The sequence below is a fragment of the Aeromonas sp. QDB56 genome, from assembly GCF_027705505.1.
In the GTDB taxonomy this organism is placed as follows: domain Bacteria; phylum Pseudomonadota; class Gammaproteobacteria; order Enterobacterales; family Aeromonadaceae; genus Aeromonas; species Aeromonas caviae.
Map to the genome: position 1 here is coordinate 1 of NZ_JAPDBZ010000073.1, position 20,144 is coordinate 20,144.

Annotated in this window: 17 protein-coding genes; 7 read left to right on the forward strand and 10 right to left on the reverse strand. The window is 62.3% G+C overall.

Annotated elements, in window-relative coordinates:
- Window positions 1–124: 124 nt before the first annotated feature.
- From OKB81_RS12580 to nrdD, 3 genes are all read right to left on the reverse strand, one after another.
- The gene (locus OKB81_RS12580) at window positions 125–295 is read right to left on the reverse strand and encodes a YqaE/Pmp3 family membrane protein (RefSeq protein WP_010673454.1); all 171 of its coding nucleotides are present in this window, start codon (window positions 293–295) and stop codon (window positions 125–127) included.
- A 63-nt stretch (window positions 296–358) separates the two neighbouring features.
- Window positions 359–868, reverse strand: a complete 510-nt coding sequence (gene nrdG, locus OKB81_RS12585) for an anaerobic ribonucleoside-triphosphate reductase-activating protein (RefSeq protein WP_160838379.1) — start codon at window positions 866–868, stop codon at window positions 359–361.
- Between the two features lie 113 nt (window positions 869–981).
- Window positions 982–3,099 carry an anaerobic ribonucleoside-triphosphate reductase gene (gene nrdD / locus OKB81_RS12590; protein WP_160838381.1) on the reverse strand — a complete coding sequence of 706 codons (2,118 nt, stop codon included), beginning with the start codon at window positions 3,097–3,099 and terminating at the stop codon, window positions 982–984.
- Window positions 3,100–3,531: 432 nt separating this feature from the next.
- Between nrdD and OKB81_RS12595 the strand changes: the two genes are divergently transcribed.
- On the forward strand, window positions 3,532–4,506 hold the full coding sequence (locus OKB81_RS12595; protein ID WP_160838393.1) for an ABC transporter substrate-binding protein: 975 nt from the start codon (window positions 3,532–3,534) through the stop codon (window positions 4,504–4,506).
- 57 nt (window positions 4,507–4,563) lie between these two features.
- On the opposite strand, the gene ligA is transcribed toward OKB81_RS12595, so the two are convergent.
- The 3 genes from ligA to OKB81_RS12610 all read right to left on the reverse strand — a co-directional run bounded on the left by ligA (window position 4,564) and on the right by OKB81_RS12610 (window position 11,190).
- Window positions 4,564–6,570: an NAD-dependent DNA ligase LigA gene (ligA, locus tag OKB81_RS12600; protein WP_160838383.1), complete on the reverse strand. Its 2,007-nt coding sequence runs from the start codon at window positions 6,568–6,570 to the stop codon at window positions 4,564–4,566.
- 99 nt (window positions 6,571–6,669) lie between these two features.
- Window positions 6,670–7,800 (reverse strand): cell division protein ZipA, encoded by a 1,131-nt coding sequence (zipA, locus tag OKB81_RS12605; RefSeq protein ID WP_268427059.1) that lies wholly within the window; start codon window positions 7,798–7,800, stop codon window positions 6,670–6,672.
- Window positions 7,801–7,815: 15 nt separating this feature from the next.
- On the reverse strand, window positions 7,816–11,190 hold the full coding sequence (locus tag OKB81_RS12610) for an AAA family ATPase (RefSeq protein WP_160838387.1): 3,375 nt from the start codon (window positions 11,188–11,190) through the stop codon (window positions 7,816–7,818).
- A 110-nt stretch (window positions 11,191–11,300) separates the two neighbouring features.
- On the opposite strand from OKB81_RS12610, the gene cysZ reads away from it, so the two are divergent.
- Both cysZ and OKB81_RS12620 read left to right on the forward strand, forming a co-directional pair.
- Window positions 11,301–12,065 carry a sulfate transporter CysZ gene (gene cysZ, locus OKB81_RS12615; RefSeq protein WP_010673447.1) on the forward strand — a complete coding sequence of 255 codons (765 nt, stop codon included), beginning with the start codon at window positions 11,301–11,303 and terminating at the stop codon, window positions 12,063–12,065.
- 134 nt (window positions 12,066–12,199) lie between these two features.
- On the forward strand, window positions 12,200–12,814 hold the full coding sequence (locus tag OKB81_RS12620; protein WP_010673446.1) for a trimeric intracellular cation channel family protein: 615 nt from the start codon (window positions 12,200–12,202) through the stop codon (window positions 12,812–12,814).
- A 94-nt stretch (window positions 12,815–12,908) separates the two neighbouring features.
- Here OKB81_RS12620 and OKB81_RS12625 read toward each other — a convergent pair whose 3' ends face one another.
- The 4 genes from OKB81_RS12625 to OKB81_RS12640 all read right to left on the reverse strand — a co-directional run bounded on the left by OKB81_RS12625 (window position 12,909) and on the right by OKB81_RS12640 (window position 16,516).
- Entirely contained in the window at window positions 12,909–13,160 is a 252-nt protein-coding gene (locus OKB81_RS12625) for a hypothetical protein (protein ID WP_010673445.1), read from the reverse strand.
- Between the two features lie 103 nt (window positions 13,161–13,263).
- A complete protein-coding gene (locus OKB81_RS12630) occupies window positions 13,264–13,809 on the reverse strand; it encodes a DUF882 domain-containing protein (protein ID WP_160838391.1) in 546 nt (181 codons plus the stop codon).
- Between the two features lie 366 nt (window positions 13,810–14,175).
- Window positions 14,176–15,657, reverse strand: coding sequence for a L,D-transpeptidase family protein (locus OKB81_RS12635; RefSeq protein WP_049636288.1), 1,482 nt, complete (start codon window positions 15,655–15,657; stop codon window positions 14,176–14,178).
- Between the two features lie 91 nt (window positions 15,658–15,748).
- The gene (locus OKB81_RS12640) at window positions 15,749–16,516 is read right to left on the reverse strand and encodes a substrate-binding periplasmic protein (RefSeq protein ID WP_069651724.1); all 768 of its coding nucleotides are present in this window, start codon (window positions 16,514–16,516) and stop codon (window positions 15,749–15,751) included.
- 309 nt (window positions 16,517–16,825) lie between these two features.
- Between OKB81_RS12640 and OKB81_RS12645 the strand changes: the two genes are divergently transcribed.
- Genes OKB81_RS12645 through OKB81_RS12660 form a run of 4 tightly spaced genes read left to right on the forward strand, consistent with a single transcriptional unit; the run spans window position 16,826 to window position 20,021 of the window.
- Window positions 16,826–17,371, forward strand: a complete 546-nt coding sequence (locus OKB81_RS12645) for a hypothetical protein (RefSeq protein WP_010673441.1) — start codon at window positions 16,826–16,828, stop codon at window positions 17,369–17,371.
- Window positions 17,372–17,428: 57 nt separating this feature from the next.
- The gene (locus OKB81_RS12650) at window positions 17,429–18,487 is read left to right on the forward strand and encodes a glycosyltransferase family 2 protein (protein ID WP_103244441.1); all 1,059 of its coding nucleotides are present in this window, start codon (window positions 17,429–17,431) and stop codon (window positions 18,485–18,487) included.
- Window positions 18,484–18,855, forward strand: coding sequence for a GtrA family protein (locus OKB81_RS12655; protein WP_103244440.1), 372 nt, complete (start codon window positions 18,484–18,486; stop codon window positions 18,853–18,855). The genes OKB81_RS12650 and OKB81_RS12655 overlap by 4 nt, the downstream gene beginning before the upstream one ends.
- Window positions 18,855–20,021, forward strand: coding sequence for a membrane protein (locus OKB81_RS12660; protein ID WP_029313951.1), 1,167 nt, complete (start codon window positions 18,855–18,857; stop codon window positions 20,019–20,021). Before OKB81_RS12655 ends, OKB81_RS12660 begins: the two co-directional genes overlap by 1 nt.
- Window positions 20,022–20,144 lie beyond the last annotated feature (123 nt).

Below are 20,144 nucleotides of genomic sequence, written 5' to 3' on the forward strand. Positions count from 1 at the left end.
GCGTATCCATGATGAAGGTCCTCGCGGTGATGACCTACTTCCAGATTAGCCTTCCAACACATAATTGGGACAGCGCCAAAAAAAAAGCCAACCCCGGAGGGCTGGCCTTGTGATCTCTCACGGCTCATGCGCGCTTGTCGCTTACCACCAGCCAGAGGGCATGAACCATGCCGGGCAGACCGCCCAGCAGGGTCAGCACTATGTTGATGAGGAAATGGAGGCTGAAGCCTACCTGGATAAAGGCGCAGACCGGGGGGAGAAAGATGGCCAGCAGGATCTTGAGCAGATTGTTCATCTCATGGTTCCTCATGAAAGATGTCTCGTGATTCGGATGGGCTAACCATAAACATCCCTGGCCTCAACTGCAAACCAGACAGGGGATCCGCTCCCCTCCTTCCCGCCAGGCGTTGAGGTCGTGAACCATCTGATTGCTGCTGCCGCGCCAGAGCAGACCGGGATCCGCCAGCTCTTTTTCAAACTTGCCGTCCACCAGCACGTCCAGCAAGGCCACCAGCTCGCGCTGGGCCGGGCTGAGCTCTGCCAGCAGATAGCCGGTCCAGCACCAGATGTCCTTGCCCGGGCACTCGGCCCGCACCCGCTTCACCAGCGCCAGCACATGCGGCACGTTGGCGGGGTGGAGCGGATCGCCGCCGGAGAGCGACAGTCCGCGCCGCTTGATGCGGCTGTCGTTGAGATCGTGAATGATGCGATCGCTCATCGCCTCATCGAACGGCTTGCCCCCATCGAGCCGCCAGGTGCTCTGGTTGTAGCAACCGGGGCACTGGTGCTCGCAACCCGACACGAACAAGGTGGCGCGGGTGCCGGGACCGTTGATCACATCGACCGGGTAGTACTGGTGGTAGTGCATTCGAGTTCTCCGGGTTAACGGCCAACCCCCTCCCAACCTCCCCCTTCGAAAGGGGGAGGAGCTTCTTTGCCCCCTCCCCTGCCAAGGGGAGGGCTAGGGTGGGGTCTGCCCGCTTACATATGCTTGACGCGGCGTTTGACCTCTTCCTGCTTGCCCGCGTTGAAGGGGCGCGCATCCGGGCTGCCGAGATAGCCGCACACCCGGCGGGTCACCGACACCTTGGCCGGGTCGTGGTTGCCGCAATGCGGGCAGGTGAAGCCCTTGGAGGTGCACTCGAACTCGCCGGTGAAGCCGCAGTCGTAGCACTCGTCGATGGGGGTGTTGGTGCCGTAATAGGGCACCTTGTCATAGCTGTAGTCCCAGACGTTCTCCAGCGCCTCCAGGTTGTGCTGGATGTTGGGGTACTCGCCGTAGCAGATGAAGCCGCCGCTGGCGATGGGCGGATAGGGCGCCTCGAAGTCCAGCTTGTCGTAGGGGTTCACCTGCTTCTCCACGTCCAGGTGGAAGCTGTTGGTGTAGTAGCCCTTGTCGGTCACCCCGGCCACCACGCCAAACTCCTTGGCATCGATGCGGCAGAAACGGGTGCAGAGGTTCTCGCTCGGGGTGGAGTAGAGGCTGAAGCCGTAGCCGGTCTCCTCCTTCCACTCGTCGGTGGCCGCCTTGAGCCGCGCGATGATGGCGATGGCCTTCTGGCGCAGGGTCTCGCTGTCGAACAGGTGGACGTCGGTGCCATAGAGGGCGTTGATGGTCTCGTGTACCCCGATGTAACCCAGCGAAATGGAGGCGCGGCCATGTTTGAAGATCTCGCTGATGTTGTCATCAGCCTTGAGGCGCACACCGCAGGCCCCCTCCATGTAGAGGATGGGTGCGACCCGGGCCTTGACCCCGTCCAGGCGCTTGATGCGGTACATGAGCGCTGTCTTGGCCACCCGCAGGGCGGCATCCAGTTTGTCCCAGAAGTCCGCTTCATCGCGGGATTTCAGGGCAATGCGCGGCAAGTTGAGGCTCACGACCCCCAAGTTGTTGCGCCCCTCGTGGACCAGCTCGCCATTCTCCTCGTAGGCACCGAGGAAGGAGCGGCACCCCATGGGGGTCTTGAAGGAGCCGGTCACTTTGACCACCTGGTCGTGGTTGAGGATGTCCGGGTACATCCGCTTGGAGGCGCACTCCAGCGCCAGCTGCTTGATGTCGTAGTTGGGATCCCCCTGCTTGTGGTTCAGGCCATCCTTGATGGCGAACACCAGTTTCGGGAAGACGGCGGTCTTCCTGTTCTTGCCAAGGCCGGCGATGCGGTTGCCAAGGATGGCACGCTGGATGAGGCGCGATTCCCAGCTGTCCCCCAGGCCAAAGCCGAAGGTGACGAACGGCGTCTGACCGTTGGCGGTGTGCAGGGTATTGACCTCGTATTCGAGGGACTGGAAGGCGTCGTGGCACTCCTTCTCGGTGCGGGCCATGGCATAGGCATCCACGTCCCTGATCCCCCACTCCTCGGCCACCTCCCGATGCTTGTGCCAGCTGATGGTCACATAGGGTGCCAGCACCTCGTCGATGCGGTTGATGGTGGTGCCGCCATAGATGTGGCTCGCCACCTGGGCGATGATCTGGGCGGTTACCGCAGTGGCGGTGCTGATGGATTTGGGAGTGTCTATCTCCGCGTTGCCCATCTTGAAGCCGTGAGTCAGCATCCCCTGCAGATCGATCAGCATGCAGTTGAACATGGGGAAGAAGGGTGAGTAGTCGAGATCGTGGAAGTGCAGGTCGCCGCTCTCGTGGGCCTGCACCACGTCACGGGGCAGCATGTGACTGATGGCGTAATGCTTGGCGACAATGCCCGCCAGCAGGTCACGCTGGGTCGGGATCACCTTGGAGTCCTTGTTGGCGTTCTCGTTGAGCAGGGCCGCGTTGGTCTGCTCCACCAGGCCGCGGATCTCCTGGGCCAGGCGACCCCGGGCCTCGCGGGCCTGATCCCGGTCGTGACGGTATTCGATGTAGGCACGGGCGATGGCCTTGTCGTCGGAGGCCATCAGGTGGTTCTCGACCCGGTTCTGGATCTCGTGGATGTCTACCTCCCCTCGCCCCTCCAGCTCCTGGCTGACAGCGGCGGCAATGCGCTCTGCCAGCGCCGGACTGGCCTGATTGACCGCTGCCGCCGCCCGGCTGACCGCATCGCGAATCAGTTGGCCATTGAATGGTGCACGACATCCATCGCGTTTGATCACTACCGGTTTCATCGATTTTCCCCGTATTGAAAGACCTGGTGGCCACCCTCGGCTCACCCTCGTTGAGTCCCCTTCTCCACGCCCGTCCCCGGCGCAAACAAGGTCAGCCAAGGCTTGAAACACCTGGGCTGACACTGAGAGGGCGACCACTTATGCACAGCTTTATGACACTATATATGGGTGTTTTTTTTATGCTTACCCCTATATGTGGGGTCTATTAGGCACCAAAGCGGTACCCTGTTTCTTGATCCAGAACAGGTTTTGGAAGGAGTGGGGCAGTTCACAGCCAGCGCCAAAAGAGGCTATCTCTGTGCATCCCAGACGGGGGGCGGGCTGGCGCCCGATGGCAGGCCGCAGGGGAGGATGGCACCATCTGGCAACAATTGACCGAGGCAACCAGCAGCCGGAACGCACATAATGGGTGCAGTGTTCTGCCCATGGAAGATGAACGTGACCAAGGTGTTGCCCCTGTTGGCCCTTTTCCCGCTCCAGCTGCTGGCCGCCGAGATCCTGGTGATCAGCAGCTACCACCAGACCAATCTGTGGGATCAGAGCTACAGCGCCGGCCTGCAGCAATACCTCAAGGGGGAGCACCACATCAGCCACCTCTATCTGGATACCAAGCGTCAACCCCATCAGGATCCAGAGCGGCTCGTCAGCCAGGGAATGGCGGCCTATCAGGCGCGCAAGCCGGCGCTGGTAGTGCTCGGCGATGACAACGCCATCAACGCCCTCGCCCGTCCCATCGCCGCCCTGGGCACCCCTGTGGTGTTTCTCGGCATGAACGAGAACCCGCGCCCCAAGGGGCTGGTCGGCCACCCCCTGATAACCGGCGTGCTGGAGCGCCCCCTGCTCAAGCGCAACATCAGCGAGATGAGCCAGCTGATGGGCGGCATCAGCAAGGCGCTGGTGCTGTTTGACGAGAGCGAGGTGTCCCGCACCGCCGTCGAGGACGAGTTCAAGGCCCGCAGCGAGCTGCGGGTCGGCCAGACCCGGGTGAGCAGCCGGCAATTCACCGACTACCGGCGCTGGCAGGAGGCGGTGCTCACCAGCCAGCAGAACGGCTATCAGGCTCTCTTCCTCGGCCTCTATCACACCCTCATCGACGAGCAGGGCAGGCATGTGGACGAGCAGCAGGTGCTGGCGTGGACCAGCTCCCACAACACGGTGCCCCTGTTCGGCTTCTGGGAGTTTGCGGTGGGGCCGGGCCGCACCATAGGCGGCCTGGTGCTCGATGGTCGCACCCAGGGAGAGAAGGCGGCCGAGCTGGCCAATGCCATACTGGCGGGCACGGCGCCGGGGGCCCTCTCCCCCCGCGCCGCCTTGCGCGGGGAATACCTGTTCAGCAAGAGCGAACTGGCACGCTGGCACCTGACGGCTCCCGATGCCTGGCAGGACAAGGTGAGCTACATCGAGTGAGCCCACCAACGACAAACCCGGCCAGTGGGCCGGGTTTGTCTGCTCAAACGTGCATTCTCAGGGCTGAATGGCCGCCTGCAACTCGGCTTCGGTCCAGATGGTGATCCCCAGCTCCTGGGCCTTGGCGAGCTTGGAGCCTGCCGCCTCCCCCGCCACCAGCACGTCGGTCTTGGCCGACACCGAGCCCGCCACCTTGGCTCCCAGGGCCTGCAGCGCCGCCTTGGCGTCGTTGCGGGACAAGGCGGTGAGGGTGCCGGTCAGCACGAAAGTCTTGCCGGCAAAGGGCTGATCGCTTGCCTCTTTCTTCTCGATGACCGGCCAATGGATACCGGCGGCCAGCAGGGCGTCGAGCACTTCGATGTTGTGGGGCTGGCGCAGGAAGTAGTAGACGTGCTTGGCCACTATGTCTCCCACGTCGGCCACTTCCAGCAACTGCTCCACCGAGGCGGCGCGCAGGGCATCCAGGGTGAGGAAGTGGTTGGCGAGGTTCAAGGCGGTCGCCTCCCCTACTTCGCGGATCCCCAGGGCAAACAGGAAGCGGGGCAGGGTGGTGCTGCGGGCGGCATCGATGGCGGCCACCAGGTTGAGGGCCGATTTTTGCCCCATCCGATCGAGCCCGGCCAGCTGGATGGCGTTGAGGCTGAACAGGTCCGCCGGGGTCTTCACCAGCCCCTTGTCCACCAGCTGCTCCACTATCTTGTCGCCAAGGCCATCCACATCCATGGCGCGACGCGCCGCGAAGTGCTTGATGGCGGCCGCCCGCTGGGCCTCGCAGAAGAGACCGCCGGAACAGCGGGCCACGGCCTCCCCTTCCAGCCGCTCCACCGCCGAGCCGCACACCGGGCACTCGGTCGGGAAGAGGATCGCGCGGGCATCCGCCGGGCGCTGCGCCTCCACCACAGCCACGACCTGGGGGATCACGTCCCCGGCCCGGCGCACGATCACGGTGTCGCCGATCATGACGCCAAGGCGCGCGATCTCGTCCGCATTGTGCAGGGTAGCGTTGGAAACGGTGACGCCGCCGACAAACACCGGCTTAAGCTTGGCCACCGGGGTGATGGCACCGGTGCGGCCCACCTGGAACTCGACGTTCTCAAGCGCCGTCATCTCCTCTTCTGCCGGGAACTTGTGGGCAGTGGCCCAGCGCGGCGCGCGGGCAACGAAACCGAGCTCCCCTTGCAGGGCGATGTCATCCACCTTGTAGACCACGCCGTCGATCTCGTAGGGGAGATCCCCGCGGCGCACCAGGATATCATCGTGAAACGCCTGGCAGCCGGCGGCACCCTCTTTGAGCTTCACTTCCGGGCTGAGCGGCAGACCCCAGGCCTTGAGCTGATTGAGGCGACCGAAGTGAGACTCCCCCAGCTCGTCGCCACCGACTCCCACGCCGTAGGCATAGAAGCTGAGGGGGCGGCTGGCGGTGATGCGTGAATCGAGCTGGCGCAGGCTGCCGGCAGCGGCGTTGCGCGGGTTGACGAACACCTTCTCCCCCGCCGCCAGTGCATCGCGGTTCATCGCCTCGAACCCCGCCTTGGGCATGAAGACCTCCCCACGCACCTCCAGCCGCGCCGGCCACCCCTGGCCGCGCAGGGTCAGAGGAATGGCCTTGATGGTGCGCACGTTCTCGGTGATCTCCTCCCCCGTGGTGCCGTCCCCGCGAGTGGCGGCCTGTACCAGCTGGCCATCCACGTAGAGCAGGCTCACCGCCAGACCGTCGAGCTTGGGCTCGCAACAGAAGGTGAAAGTCACCTCCCGCTTGAGGCGATCACCCATGCGTTGCTCGAACGCCTGCAACTCCTCGCTGCTGAAGACGTTGTCCAGACTCAGCATGGGGATCTCGTGGCGTACCTGCTTGAAGGCGGTCAGCGGCTGGCCCCCCACCCTCACGCTCGGCGAGGCCGGGGTTTTGAGCTCTGGATGCTCGGCCTCCAGCGCGATCAGCTCGCGCATCAGGCGATCGTATTCGGCGTCCGGCACCGTGGGGTTGTCCAGCACATAGTACTGATGGCCGTACTCGGTCAGCAGCTCACACAGTTGACGGTGGCGGGAGAGGATATCGCTCATGAAAAAGTCTCGAAGTGTGATGGAACATTCAGTCTGGGGCAGAAACAAAAATGCGGCACCGGGGTACCGCACTTTTCATTATTCAAGCCCCATGGCGCATCAGTCGCGGCTGGCCTCGTAGGCCGCCAGCTCGTGACGGTAGCGGGCGATGTCGTCGTCGCTGAGGGGACTGCGCGAGGCGTCGGTCAGCATGGCATCGAGATCGCTCGCGAGCTGATCCGCGGCCTGCAACATGTGCTCGAAGGCGAAGGCGGCATTGCTGCGAAGGGGCAGTTGCATGAAGAGGGACACACCCGGGGTGCTGAACTGCTCCATGCGATAGGGGTTGAAGGTACCCGGCTTGACCATGTTGATCATGGAGAAGAGCACCTCCCCCTTGCCGCCCAGATCTTCGTGACGGTGGAAGATGTCCATCTCGCCAAACTTGAAGCCCAGCGCCAGAAGGGAAGAGAGCAGAGTCGCACCTTGCAGATCGTGGCCGGGACGGGCCATCAGGTTGATGACATAGACATCCTGCCAGATCTTCTCGACCGGGGCCGGAGCGGGTTCTGGCTCGGCTGCGTGAACCGGCTCTTCATAGGCTGGCTCGTCATCGTAAGCGGGTTCTTCATAAGCCGGCTGGGCGTAGCGGGGAGCCTGCTGGGCAACCGGTGCCGGCTCGCGTGCACCGAAGGTCGGCGCCTGGGCATAGGCCGGCTCCACCAGCGGCTCTTCGTCCAGCGGCTGCATCATGGGCTCGCGCTGCGGACGGGAACGGTGTACCGGCGTACGGCGGATCACCTGTGCAGGTTTGCGCACCGGCACGGCAGGGGCCTCTTCAACAGGGGCGGCAACCGGCTCGTCATAGTCCTCTTCTTCCTCATACACAGGCTGAGGGGGGACAGGGCGAGCGGCAGGCTTGCGCACCACGGGAGGCGGCAGATCGGCGTCGTCATCTTCATCATCGAAGGCGGGAACGGGGGCGACACGGCGGGGTTCGGGCTGACGGGCCTCGTCGCTGCGCAGTTTGGGCTCGGCACGACGGCCACCGCTCACCACACGCACCTGACCGATGCCATCGCTGTCGAAGGCGTCGTTGTCACGCTCACGGGACTTGGACTCCATCCGACCCAGAGGTTTCTCCTTGATCGGTGCCTGACGATTCTTTCTGTTGCTCCACAACCCGTGAATGAGCAATGCCGCGATGGCAATACCGCCCAGGGCAACCAAGATGTAACGCAATTCCTGCATTAGCTGCTTCTCTTTCTAGTTTTGCTCAGCCAAAGCGACGGCTTCACCGATATCGACCGACACTATGCGCGAAACCCCGGGCTCTTGCATCGTGACGCCAACCAGCTGCTCGGCCATCTCCATGGAGACCTTATTATGACTGATGTAAACGAACTGTACTGTGCTCGACATCTCTTTGACAAGAGAACAGAAGCGACCGACGTTCACTTCATCGAGCGGTGCATCCACCTCATCCAGCAGACAAAATGGTGCTGGATTGAGTCTGAAGATGGCGAAAACCAGCGCAAGGGCGGTTAACGCCTTCTCCCCCCCGGAAAGCAGGGCAATGGTAGCATTCTTCTTGCCCGGAGGTCTTGCCATGATGCTCACTCCGGCCTCCAAAAGATCATCCGAGGTCAGCTCAAGCCAGGCACTGCCCCCCCCGAACACTTTTGGGAACAGGGATTTTAAATCTTCATTGACCTTATCGAAAGTGTCGCGGAAGCGTATTTGTGTTTCTTTATCAATTCTTTTAATGGCTTGGCTCAAGGTGTCGAGGGCCTGCTCCAGATCCTGGCACTGATTTTCCAGGTAGCTTGAACGGGTTTTCGCCTCCTCATACTCCTCCAGTGCCGCCAGGTTGATGGCGCCAAGCGCCTCCACCTGCGCCTCCAGCGTCTGGATCTCCTGGCGCAGCTTGCCGCGATCAGCGGCAATCAGCACCGCCTGATCGAGGTCCACCAGGCGCACGCCCAGCTCTTCGAACTGCTCGTGCAGTCCCTGCCGGCGCGTCAGGTTGCGCTCGCGCTCGAGCCGCAGGGTCGCCAGCTTCTCCTGAATTTTCACCAGTTGCTTGTGATCGGTGCTTCTGGCCTGCTCCAGCTCGGTCAGCTGACGATCCAGCTCTGCGAGCCGTTGGTGACAGGCCAGTTGCTGCGCCTCAAGATTGCGCTGTTCGACCAGCAGGGGCGACAGATCCTGACTCGGAGCGGCCCCTGGCTCCTTGAGTTCCGCCAGCTCCAGGCCGAGACGGGCCAGCTCCTGCTCGCGCAGCGTGATGAGCTGGCGCTGGTTCTGCTGTTCCAGTTGCAACCGCTGGCAGGCCGCCTGCTGCTGCTCCCGGCGAAGGCGCACCTCTTCCAGCGCCCGCTCCGCCCCGCTCACCTGCTCCTGGGCGAGCAGCAGCGCCTCGGCGAGTACCTCCCCCTGCTCCTGCAGCTCGCCAAGGGCCGCTTCATCCTGCTCAAGCCGCTCCCCGGCCGACGCCAGCCGCTGCGCCTCCTCAGCCTGCTCCTTGTCGAGCCGGGCCAGCTCTTCCCCCAGCTGGCCCAGGCGCTGCAAGCGCTCCTGGCGCTGCCCCTCGCGCAGACTCCAGGCTTCGCGCAGTTGCTGCCACCGCAGCTCCTGCTCGCGCAGGGTGTGCTGAGCCAGCTCATAGGCACTGTGCAGCTGGGCCCGCGCTGCATCGGCGGCGGCAAGCTGCTCGTCGAGTCTGTGCAGCGCCTCCCGACCCGCGGCCAGCTCGGTGTGCAGCCGCTCACGCTCACCGAGCAGCGCCAGCGTACCGAGGGCCATGCCCTCCCCCAGATCCGCCCAGTTGGGGCCGAACCAGTCGCCGGCGGGAGTGAGCAGCGACTCACCGGCAGAGAGGCTGTGCAGGCGGGACAGCGCCTCCTCCCTGCTCTCTGCCAGCCAGATGGCATTGAGGAAAGCCGGAATGTGCTCGCCCCCCAGTTGCGCCGCCAGGGTACCGGCCCTGGCTGGCTGGGCCGGGCCAATCCAGAGTCCGGGTTGCGCCAGGTTGCACTCGTCCGCCGGGATTGCGGTGAGCCAGCGGCCGAGCACCTTGTCCAGCCCCCGGGCCCACTCGGGGGGAACCTGCAACCGATCCGCCAGGGTCGCGCCCGCCATCTGCTCCCCCAGGATCTGATCCAGGGTGGCGAGGCGCGCCTCCAGCTCGCGCAGCAGGCCCTGCTGGCGACCCTGCTCTGCCTTGAGTGCTTCATGGCGCGACACACCGGCCTGCCACGCTGCATCGGCTTCCTCATGGCGGGCGCGGGAGAGCGAGAGTTCCGCCGCCAGGGCATCGAGCGCCGGTTGCAGGTTCTCCCCCTCCCCGCCAAGGGGCCCGGCCTGTTCGTCTTCCAGCTTGAGGCGGGCAAGCCGGGTCTTGGCCTGCAGCTCCTGCAGGCCATTCACCTCGGCGCGGGTCTGGTTGAGCCGCCCCTGCAACTGGCCCAGCTGCTGCTGCCACTGCTGCTGACGCTGGCGCGCCTGCTCGAGCCGATCGCCCGCTACCGCACGCACGCTCTGCTGGTCGGTGAGCAACTGCTCACACTGCTCGAGGCGCGCCGACGCCACCTCCCCCTGCAACGCGCTGTCGCCCAGTTGCTCCAGCTGGCCGGCCAACTGGGCCTTGAGACCGTCGATACGCTCGCCGAGGGACTGCCGCCTCGCCTGCCAGTCACGACCGAGTTCGTTCTGGTGCAATTGCTGCTGCTCGAGGCGGGCGATGGCTTGCCCGCCGAGAAAAATCTGTTGCTGGCGGCTGGCCTGCTCGGCCTGCGCCTCCTGGCGGGCCACCGACAGAGCGACGTGGCGTCCTTCGTCTGCGGTGCGCTTGGCATCGAGGGCCGCCAGCGCCTGTTCAGTCTGGGCCAGTTCGGTCTTGGCTTCGCCAAGACGCGTCTCCAGCGCCCACAGTTCCGAGCCGATCAGTTCGCTGCGGGCCGCGCGACTGCGACTCTTGAGCTGCTTGTAGCGCTCGGCGGTCTCGGCCTGGGCCTTGAGGTGCTCGAGGCGTGAGCCCAGTTCGCCGCGGATGTCGCCAAGGCGTTCCAGGTTCTCCTGGGTATGGCGGATGCGCTGCTCGGTCTCCCGGCGCCGCTCCTTGTAGCGGGAGACTCCGGCGGCCTCTTCCATGAACAGCTTGAGATCGGCGGGGCGGGACTCCACCAGCCGGCTGACGGTGCCCTGTTCGATGATGGCGTAACTGCGGGGCCCAAGGCCGGTGCCGAGGAAGAGGTCGGTCACATCCTTGCGGCGGCACTTCTGGCCGTTGATCTGGTAGTGATTGGAGCCGTCGCGCAGCACTTCGCGGCGCACCGAGATCTCGGTAAAGCGGCCGAACTCGCCGGGTACCCGGTTGTGGGGATTGTCGAACACCAGCTCCACCGAGGCGCGGCCATGGGCGCTGCGGTTGATGGAGCCGTTGAAGATGACGTCGGTCATGTTCTCGCCGCGCAGATGGCGGGCGGAGCTCTCCCCCAGCACCCAGCGCACGGCGTCGATGACGTTGGATTTGCCGCAGCCGTTGGGGCCCACCACGGCGGTCATGTCGGCGTTGAGTTCGATGCGGGTCGGCTCGACAAACGACTTGAAACCGGCGAGTTTGATCAATTTCAGACGCATGGCGGCCTATGTGGGTAACGAAATAAAGAGGAGGCGGGCAGGCGACTTTACCAAATCAAAGGCTTGTTTGTAATATGCTGGCACTTTCCCCATTCACTGATGGAGCTCACATGAGCCAATCACCCCACATGGTCAAAGATTCGGTCAGCGGTGCAGACTACTTCCTGCGCGGCTTCTCACTCATTCGCCAGCCCGGCATCCGCACCTTCGTGCTGATCCCCCTGCTGGTCAACTTCGTGCTCTTTGCCGGTGCCTTCTACGCCCTGTTGCTACAACTGGACGGCCTATTCGCCTGGCTGCACCAGCAGATCCCGAGCTGGCTCTCCTGGCTTGATTACCTGCTCTGGCCCATCGCCCTCATCACCATACTGGTGGTCTTCTCCTTCATCTTCAGTTCGGTGGCCAACTGGATAGCAGCCCCTTTCAACGGCCTGCTGGCAGAGAAGGTGGAACAGATCCTCACCGGTGAAGCCATGAATGACACCGGCATGCTGGATGTGGTGAAAGACGTGCCCCGTACCTTCGGCCGCGAATGGACCAAGCTGAAATACTATCTGCCCAAGGCCATCGGCTGCCTGATCCTCTTCCTGATCCCGGTAGTGGGCCAGACCCTGGCACCCGTGCTCTGGTTCCTGCTCAGCGCCTGGATGATGGCGATCCAGTATGTCGATTATCCGTTCGACAACCACAAGATCGGCTTCATCACCATGCGCGACGCCCTCAAGCAGCGTCGTGGAAAGTGCCTGAGCTTCGGCGCCCTGGTGACCCTCTTCTCCGCCATCCCGGTGGTGAATCTCTTCGTGATGCCGGTGGCCATCTGTGGCGCCACCGCCATGTGGGTGGACCAATACCGCAGCGAGCAACTTGGACGCTGAACCGCGTCATCATGATCAAAAGAGGGGGCGAAAGCCCCCTTTTCATTACTTAATCTAATGCATAACCAAGATAGCTTGTCGCCCCAGCGCAGGATTGTTAGGATGCGGGGCTTTCTCGCACCCTGGGATATCTCATGTTACATGCACTCTTCTTGCTCGGCCTGGTGGCCGAAGGGATGACTGGCGCGCTGGCAGCGGGTCGGCGACGGATGGATCTGTTTGGCGTCGTGATCATCGCCTCGGCGACGGCCATCGGTGGCGGTACCATTCGGGATGTGCTGCTGGGCCACTATCCCCTGCTCTGGGTCGAGCACCCCGAATACGTGCTGCTGGTGGCGGGCGCCGCCATGGCCGGGGTCATCTCGGCCCCGCTGATGCGCTACCTTGGCAAGCTGTTCCTGGCGCTCGATGCCCTGGGGCTCGTGGTCTTCTCCATCTTCGGGGCTGCCCGGGCGCTCGAGATGGGCCACGGGGCCGGCATCGCCTGCATCATGGCCGTGGTGACCGGCGTGTTCGGGGGGGTACTGCGGGACTTGCTGTGCCAGCGTATCCCGCTGGTGTTCAAGCGCGAGCTCTATGCTGCCGTCTCGCTGATCACCGCCGCGCTCTACTGCTTTGCGCTGCACCATGGGCTGCCCAACGACTGGGCCGCTTTCGGTGCCATCGGCATCGGCTTCGTGCTGCGGCTCCTGGCGGTACGCTTCAAGTGGGGACTGCCCACCTTCAACTATCAGTATGCCACCCATTGAACACGCCAGTTCCTGGCCATATCGCACGGATAACGAGCAACAAAAAAGCGCCATACGGCGCTTTTTTGTTGGGCATCGGCAAGAGAGTAAAGGGTCAGTTGATCCCTTCCGAGCTGAAGAAGGTCGCCTTGTCGGCGATGAAACGCACCTTGATGTTCTTGCCTTCCCCTCCCCAGACACAGCTCGTGGTGCCGAGAGCATCGTCGCAACGCTCGGCCTTGCCGAGGATGGCACTCGCTTCGGCATAGCTCATCCCGACTTTCAGCTTGTCGTAGCTCTCGCGGTTGAGCTTGCCGCAACCAGTCAACAACAGGGCGATGAGCCCCCCGATCACAATCTGCTTCATCTTTCTCTCCTCTGGCTGGAGTCCAGAGCCTAGCAGCTTGGTCCCCCTCAATGCCAGCGGCAAAAAGACACAATCGGCACTCAACCCTTGAGGAAATCCCGACTCACCAGCTGCGAATGGGGCCCGTATCCAGGTGCACGAAGTTGTCGGAAGGGTAATAACCCACACCGCCCACCTTGAGGTTCAGGGCGGCCTTGCGCAGGTGTGCCAATTGCACGCCGGGGATGCGCACGTCAACCGCCTGCCCCAGGGTGTGGTAGCTGTGCTTGGCGACGCCGCGACTCTTGCGCCGCTTCTGCTGATTGGTGGTCGGGGAGCGATAACCCGAGATGAGCTGGATTTCGCCGTGGCGTCCCAACTTGTGTTGCAGCAGAAAGAGCTGATCGAACAGCTTTCTGTCGATGTTGAACACTTCGTTGCGACGGTAGTCACGGAAAATATGGTTGAGCTCCGCCAGCCCGTCGCTCAAATAGTGGCCATCTTCCCAATAACTGGCGCGTACCCGCTCGCCGGTATTGAGGTTGAAGAAACTCAGTTCCCGTCCCAAAGTGCTGCGGCTCGCCAGCGCAGGGAACGACAGCAAGCTGGTCCCCATCAGGCAACCCGCCCCCAGCAGCAGACGGCGTCGGCTTATCTCTTGTCCCAGCATCCGTTGTCCGTCCATCTCATGGTGAAGTCACACAGGTGAATGAATTTGATACAAGGGCCGAAACTACCTGCCAGAAAAAGCGCTGTCAAACCCCATTCACCCATGAAAAAGCCCGGCACGGGCCGCAATGCTGTTCACTTAAGAGAATTTGAGTTCCAGTCCACGTAGTATCAGGACAAAAAAGCGAGGGAGGCATGATGCCTCCCTCTTTCTATTGCAAGCCCCGCTGGATAAAGGCTGGAGGAAGATCGACTGGACACAGCCTTGCCCCCTCAACTCAAATCCAATTTATGAATAATCAGTCAAAAAAGTGCTTATCTGAACAGCATTGCGGCACGGGCCGGGCTTTTCACTCTGTGGCGAGGATCACAGCAAGCGGCTTTGATAGCTGACTCTGTCGAATCCGTAGATATCGTTGCGCAGTTGCTGACGTCCCTCTTCATCAATCCAGCTGCTCCAGTAGACGGTAAACACCGGGATAGGGTTGCTCAGGGGCAGCCACTTGGTCTGGGTCTCTTTCAGGATGCTGGCCACCTTGTCCGGCTGATAGCGGGAGTCCGCCAGCAGCAACTCTGCCAGATCGTCGGCGTGTTCCACCCGGATGCAACCCGAGCTGAAGGCACGGGCCCCCTGCTCGAACAGCGCCTTGCGCGGGGTGGAGTGGAGATAGATGGCATCGTTGTTGGGCAGATAGAACTTGTAGCGACCCAGGGCATTGTGATCCCCCGGCTTTTGCCGCAACCGGTAAGGGAAACCCGAGGCCAGCGCATGGTGCCAGCCATCTTCGCTGAACTGCACCGGATTGCCCTCGCCGTCGATCACCTCGAACTGTTCGCGATCCAGGTAGGCAGGATCGCGCCCGAGCTTGGGCAGAATGTCCTTGCTCAGGATGGAGCGCGGCACGTGCCAGGCCGGGTTCAGCACGATGGAGCGGATCTCGCTGGCGAGGATGGGGGTTGCCCGCTGCTCCTTGCCGACGATGACCCGACTGGTGAAGACCTCGCTGCCAGACTCCACCACGCTCAGGCGGTAGTCCGGGATGTTGACCAGCACATAGCGACCGGCAAGGTGATCCACCAGATCACGGCGCCACAGGTTGCGAACCAGCAGGCTGGCGCGCACCTCGGGGCCGGTATTGAGCCAGCTGCGGGTCTGACGGCCGATGATGCCGTCGGCGGTCAGGCCGTGGCGGCGCTGGAACTGCTTGATGGCCTGTTCGGTCTCGGGATCGTAGAGGCTGTCCTGGTGAGTCGGGGCACTGTCCCCCAGTTCGTTCAGGATGGAGCGGATCTGGCCGAGCTCGGTCGAGCTCTCCCCCGCCCTCAGGGTCGGCATGGAGAGGGTGGGCCAGTGCTTGGCCATGGGCATCGCCAGCAGCTTGCGCACTTCTTCGCGCACGGCGTCGTATTCCGCCACCTGTGGCCTGAGTTGCCTGACCTGCTCCAGCAGATTGTCTCCCTGGGGAGCATGGACCAGGGGGCGGTTCAGATCCAGCTTGAGGGTCTGCATCTGTTCGCGCGCGACCAGATCCATCCCTCGCCAGGCCTGCTGGAACCGGGCCAGCTTGCCAAAGGCCTCATCGTAGAGGGCACCGCGCCGATCCGCCGGGGTCTTTTGCAACTGCTGCCAGAGGCGGTAGAAATCCGGATGCAGCTGGGCCAACACCGCTTCCTGCAACTGCTGTTCAAGCTCATGACGAGCCTGCTCGGCCACCTCGTTCTGATACCAGTCATGCTGGATGCTGGGACTGGCCACTACCGCCTGTTCCGTGCTGGCATGAACCATGCTGGCCGGCCAGCAGCCCAGCCAGATGAGATTCGCCAATGCCAACCAATACTTCTTACCCATGCTTCTTACCACGCTTGCCTCAAATCGGTTCATTTCGGCCTGTCAGGCGCGACGGTCAGGTCCCCATGATGCGTGAATGCTGGCGACTTTGCTAGCGGACGGAGGTGTAACGACGCCAGATGAGTTCCTGCTCCCCGCTGTCACCGACGGCCACTATCGCCTCGTTGAACCGCGCTACGAATTCCCCGGACAGGGTCTTCTTGCTCAACATGAAAAAGGTGGGCGTCTCATGGATCGCCATGGTGTGGGGGACGACCGCGTCCGACAGCCCCTCTCTCTTCAGACCCCAGGGCGTGGCCAGACTATCCCCGAGAAAACCGTCTATCCGCCCAAGCAGCAGCTTGCGATAGTTTTGCACATCGTTGACCTCGCTCACCTGGTTGCGGTATCGCTGCAGAACCTTGGTGATTTCCGGGCCGTAATAGTAGTCCCTAGTCACACCGAGGCGATGCCCGTGGGCCAGCCAGCTCGCCAGATCCGACTCCTCACCGGTACCGGATTTGCGTACCCAGAGCGATGTCCGGCCCGGGTTGTAGGGGATGGAGAACCAGGCATAACGCGCCCTCTCATCAGCAAAATACGCCTCCATCACGATGTCCAGCCGACCCCGCTCAAGATCGTGCAACCCCCGCTTCCAGGGACGCTCCACATAGACCAGACGACAACCCAGCCGATTCGACACGGCATTGAGGTAGTCGACCGCAAATCCACGCAGTTCCCGACGAGCTCCCTCTTGCTGGTAATAGTGGTATGGGGGCCAGTCATCGAAACCGACGCGAAGAGGGGAGGAGCAGAACGATTGCGCCCACAACGGTTGGAGGGGCAGACAGCAGAGCACACACAGAGAGAAGAGTCTCATGGGTCATCCTTGACGACGGGACAGGCCATCTTAATTCTGCCCGGGTGAAATGGCGACAGATCCTGCCACAACAAAGCACAATATCAGCCGTTTGCCTGATGCGCCCCAGGTGGCGGCAGACAGGTTGGCGCCGAAAAAGCCACAATCAAGAAGAGGAAGCAAACGACCCCAAAGCCCCTTGGTAAGCAGGGTGATTGAGGGTTAATATGTGAGCAAATATATTTTTGTGATCCACTATGCTTTTTTTGCAATTGGATTAGCATATGCGCGAAATCTGCCTATCAATCTGTCGGGCGTCGAGTGAGTAATATGACCTACAAAAAGTTCGGTTTTCTGGCTGCCATCCTGGCACTGAGCGGTTTCTACCTTTATACCCTCTATCTGGCCGCTCACCCCAACGTGAGCCTGGCTTACAAGCTCTATTACCTGGAAGGCAAGACCCGTTTCTGGGAGCACAACTCCAGCATGACCTACCAGCCCGGCAACGAACTCAACCTGACCAAGCCGAGCCGCTTCCTCTCAAGCGAAGGCTGGGCCAAGAAGCCCAGCGAGCAAGGTACCGAGCTGAGCGGTCAGGGCGGTCTCTATTTCGTGCTGCCCAAGCAGCAGGCCCAGCCTGAGCAGCTCACCATCCAGGCCAGGATCAACAGCCCCCAGGCTGGCGCCCTGCTCAAGGTGGCGCTGGGTCATGATTTCACCACCACGGTCAAGCTGGCCAAGGCGGGCATCAACGAGATCCGCCTCAGCCTGCCGGGCGACTCCCTGACCGCCGATCCCAAGCGTCCCAACTTCCTGGCGCTCTCCGCCCCGACACCGCTCAACGTCCAGTCCGTGCGACTGACCGTGGCTCAGTGAAGCGGAATGCCCCAAGTATCTGTTCCGTAAAATAATTCTTTCAATAAGGAAGTTCCCATGTCCCGTGCCGATTTTCGACTCTCTCTGGTCGTTCCCGTTTACAACGAGGAAGAGAGCATAGACGCCTTCATCAGCGCGATAGATACCGAACTGGCCCCGCTCAAAGACCAGCTTGAAATCGTGTTCGTCAACGATGGCAGCCGTGACCGCACCCGTGAGGTGGTCGAGCAGGCCATCGCCCGGGATCCCCGTGTGACCCTGGTCAACCTGGCCCGCAACTTCGGCAAGGAAGCGGCCATGACCGCCGGCCTGCACCAGGCCAAGGGCGACGCCATCGTCCCCATGGACGTGGACCTGCAGGATCCCCCCTCTCTCATTCTGGAGTTCGTCAAGCTGTGGCAGACCGGCGACTATGACACCGTCTACGGCATCCGGGTGGATCGCAGCGCCGACACCCCGATGAAACGCCTCACCGCCGGTGGCTTCTACCGCTTCTTCAACGCCCTCTCCACCAGCACCAAGCTGCCGGAGAACGCCGGTGACTTCCGCCTCATCGATCGCAAGGTGGTCGAGGCCATCAAGCAGTTGCCGGAGCGCAACCGCTTCATGAAGGGGCTGTTCGCCTGGGCCGGTTTTCGCGCCGTCGGCGTTCCCTACGAGCGCCCGGCCCGCCATGCCGGCGAAACCAAGTTCAACTACTGGAAGCTGTGGAACTTCGCCCTTGACGGCCTGATGAGCTTCTCCAGCTGGCCGCTGCGGGTGTGGAGCTACATCGGGGTCGGTGTCTCCTTCATCGCCTTCCTCTATATCCTCAAGATCATCACCCAGGTGCTCTTCTTCGGCATCGACGTGCCCGGTTACGCCTCCCTGATGTCGGTTATGCTGTTCCTCGGCGGCATCCAGCTGCTGTCGCTGGGCATCATCGGCGAGTACATCGGCCGCATGTTCGTCGAGGTGAAACAGCGCCCCGTCTACCTCATCGAAGGGGTCTACGGCCAGTACGCCAAACAGGATGAAGAGCAGAAGCAGGAAGTGCCCACCACCAGCAAGAAGATCGCTGGCAAGAAGGCCGCCGCGAAAGCCGCTGATGATCAGCAGGAGCAGGCGTCTCAATGATCTCCCGCGAGGAATTCTGGCGGCTGGTTCGCTTCGGTTTTGTCGGCGGGGGGGCCACCCTCGTCGATCTGGGTACCTCCATCGCCCTGTTTCATACCTGGCCGGCCATCTCCGAGCACCTGGTCACGACCCTGGCCTTTGCCGTGGCGTTCTGGTTCTCGTTCTTCGGCCATCGCTACATCACCTTCCAGAAACAAGGTGCCGCCAGCAAGTTCCTGCTGGTTGCCCTCTTCTCTCTGGCGGTGCGTAACCTCATCCTGAGCGGTTTGCTGTTTGCGGGTCTTTCCGGTCTGTTGCCGGTGGTGATCGCCACCCTGACCGTCACCATGCTCACCTACGTTCTCTCCCGTATCTGGGTTTTTGCCTGATGAATGATATGACCAATACCGCCCCGTCAACCGGGGCTGCACTCCCCTATCGCCCGTCACTGCGCATCAGCGGCCGCGACTGGCTGATGATTGTCGCCGCCTTTGTGCTGAGCCGGGTGGCGCTCTATGGCATGGGCTATTTCGGCGTCCAGCTCTATGGCGCCACCGACATCGGGCCGCTGCAGGCCTACTGCCAGTTCGACTGCGTCTGGTTCCAGCGCATCATCGAGAATGGTTACGACCTCTATCCACGCTGGTTGAGCAAGGGCAATGCGGCGAACTGGGCCTTCATGCCCCTCTATCCCATGCTGGCCGGCGGTCTCTCCAGCCTGTTTGACATGGAGAGCCTCATCGGCCTGATGCTGGTGGCCAACATCGCCTTCTTCATCAGCTTGCCCCTGATGCTGCTGGTGCTGCGCCAGCTCAAGCTGGGGGACGACACCGCCCGCTTCGGGGTCTGGCTGCTGGCCTTCTCCCCCTTCTCTGCCTATTTCGTCTCCGGTTATACCGAGCCCATGTTCATGGCCTTGATGCTGGGAATGTTCCTGTTCGCCTACCGCGAACAGTGGCTCATGGTCGCCTTCCTCGGCATTTTCATCTCCGCCACCCGCAACCTGGGGGTGATGATGGTGTTCCCGGTGCTGATCCTGGCCCTGCAGGCCTACGGCTGGCGCGAGTTCTTCCGCTTCACAGAGCGGGCCTTCAAGGTGGTGTTCACCCTCTGGCTCATTCCCCTCGGCCTCTTCTCCTACATGGTCTATCTCTATCACCTCACCGGGGATGCCCTGGCCTTCAAGCACATCCAGGTGGCCTGGGGCCGCTATATGGACAGCCCACTGGACTGGTGGCTGAGCGGCTTCGAGCTGGGGGGGCGCAAGGCCTATCTCTCCATCATGGTGATCTTCGGCTGGTGCCTGAATGGCTACCTGTTCAGCCAGAAACGCTGGGCCGAAGCGACCCTGATGTTCATCTGCTGCACCATCCCCCTGATGACCGGACTCAACGCCATGCCCCGCTACATGTTCGGCCTCTATCCGACCCTGCTGGCCATCGTGCTGCTGGCCCATCGCTGGCCCGCCATCCGCCCTGCGGTGCTCTGCATCAGCGGCATGGTTGCCTCCTTCATCGCGGTGGCCTTCGTCAACTTCAAGTTCTTCACCGTGTGACGCCACCCCGAATGCCTACAAGCCGGTCAACTGACCGGCTTTTTTCAGGTTCTTCGCGGGATCTTGGGGAAGTGGAAGTTGACAGACAGGGTGCTGGTAAACTGGCTGTCTCCAAACACACCA

Coding starts and splice junctions, on each gene's coding strand:
- OKB81_RS12580 (WP_010673454.1), bottom strand. CDS start 295: ATGAACAATCTGCTCAAGATCCTGCTGGCCATCTTTCTCCCCCCGGTC.
- nrdG (WP_160838379.1), bottom strand. CDS start 868: ATGCACTACCACCAGTACTACCCGGTCGATGTGATCAACGGTCCCGGC.
- nrdD (WP_160838381.1), bottom strand. CDS start 3,099: ATGAAACCGGTAGTGATCAAACGCGATGGATGTCGTGCACCATTCAAT.
- OKB81_RS12595 (WP_160838393.1), top strand. CDS start 3,532: ATGAACGTGACCAAGGTGTTGCCCCTGTTGGCCCTTTTCCCGCTCCAG.
- ligA (WP_160838383.1), bottom strand. CDS start 6,570: ATGAGCGATATCCTCTCCCGCCACCGTCAACTGTGTGAGCTGCTGACC.
- zipA (WP_268427059.1), bottom strand. CDS start 7,800: ATGCAGGAATTGCGTTACATCTTGGTTGCCCTGGGCGGTATTGCCATC.
- OKB81_RS12610 (WP_160838387.1), bottom strand. CDS start 11,190: ATGCGTCTGAAATTGATCAAACTCGCCGGTTTCAAGTCGTTTGTCGAG.
- cysZ (WP_010673447.1), top strand. CDS start 11,301: ATGAGCCAATCACCCCACATGGTCAAAGATTCGGTCAGCGGTGCAGAC.
- OKB81_RS12620 (WP_010673446.1), top strand. CDS start 12,200: ATGTTACATGCACTCTTCTTGCTCGGCCTGGTGGCCGAAGGGATGACT.
- OKB81_RS12625 (WP_010673445.1), bottom strand. CDS start 13,160: ATGAAGCAGATTGTGATCGGGGGGCTCATCGCCCTGTTGTTGACTGGT.
- OKB81_RS12630 (WP_160838391.1), bottom strand. CDS start 13,809: ATGCTGGGACAAGAGATAAGCCGACGCCGTCTGCTGCTGGGGGCGGGT.
- OKB81_RS12635 (WP_049636288.1), bottom strand. CDS start 15,657: ATGGGTAAGAAGTATTGGTTGGCATTGGCGAATCTCATCTGGCTGGGC.
- OKB81_RS12640 (WP_069651724.1), bottom strand. CDS start 16,516: ATGAGACTCTTCTCTCTGTGTGTGCTCTGCTGTCTGCCCCTCCAACCG.
- OKB81_RS12645 (WP_010673441.1), top strand. CDS start 16,826: ATGACCTACAAAAAGTTCGGTTTTCTGGCTGCCATCCTGGCACTGAGC.
- OKB81_RS12650 (WP_103244441.1), top strand. CDS start 17,429: ATGTCCCGTGCCGATTTTCGACTCTCTCTGGTCGTTCCCGTTTACAAC.
- OKB81_RS12655 (WP_103244440.1), top strand. CDS start 18,484: ATGATCTCCCGCGAGGAATTCTGGCGGCTGGTTCGCTTCGGTTTTGTC.
- OKB81_RS12660 (WP_029313951.1), top strand. CDS start 18,855: ATGAATGATATGACCAATACCGCCCCGTCAACCGGGGCTGCACTCCCC.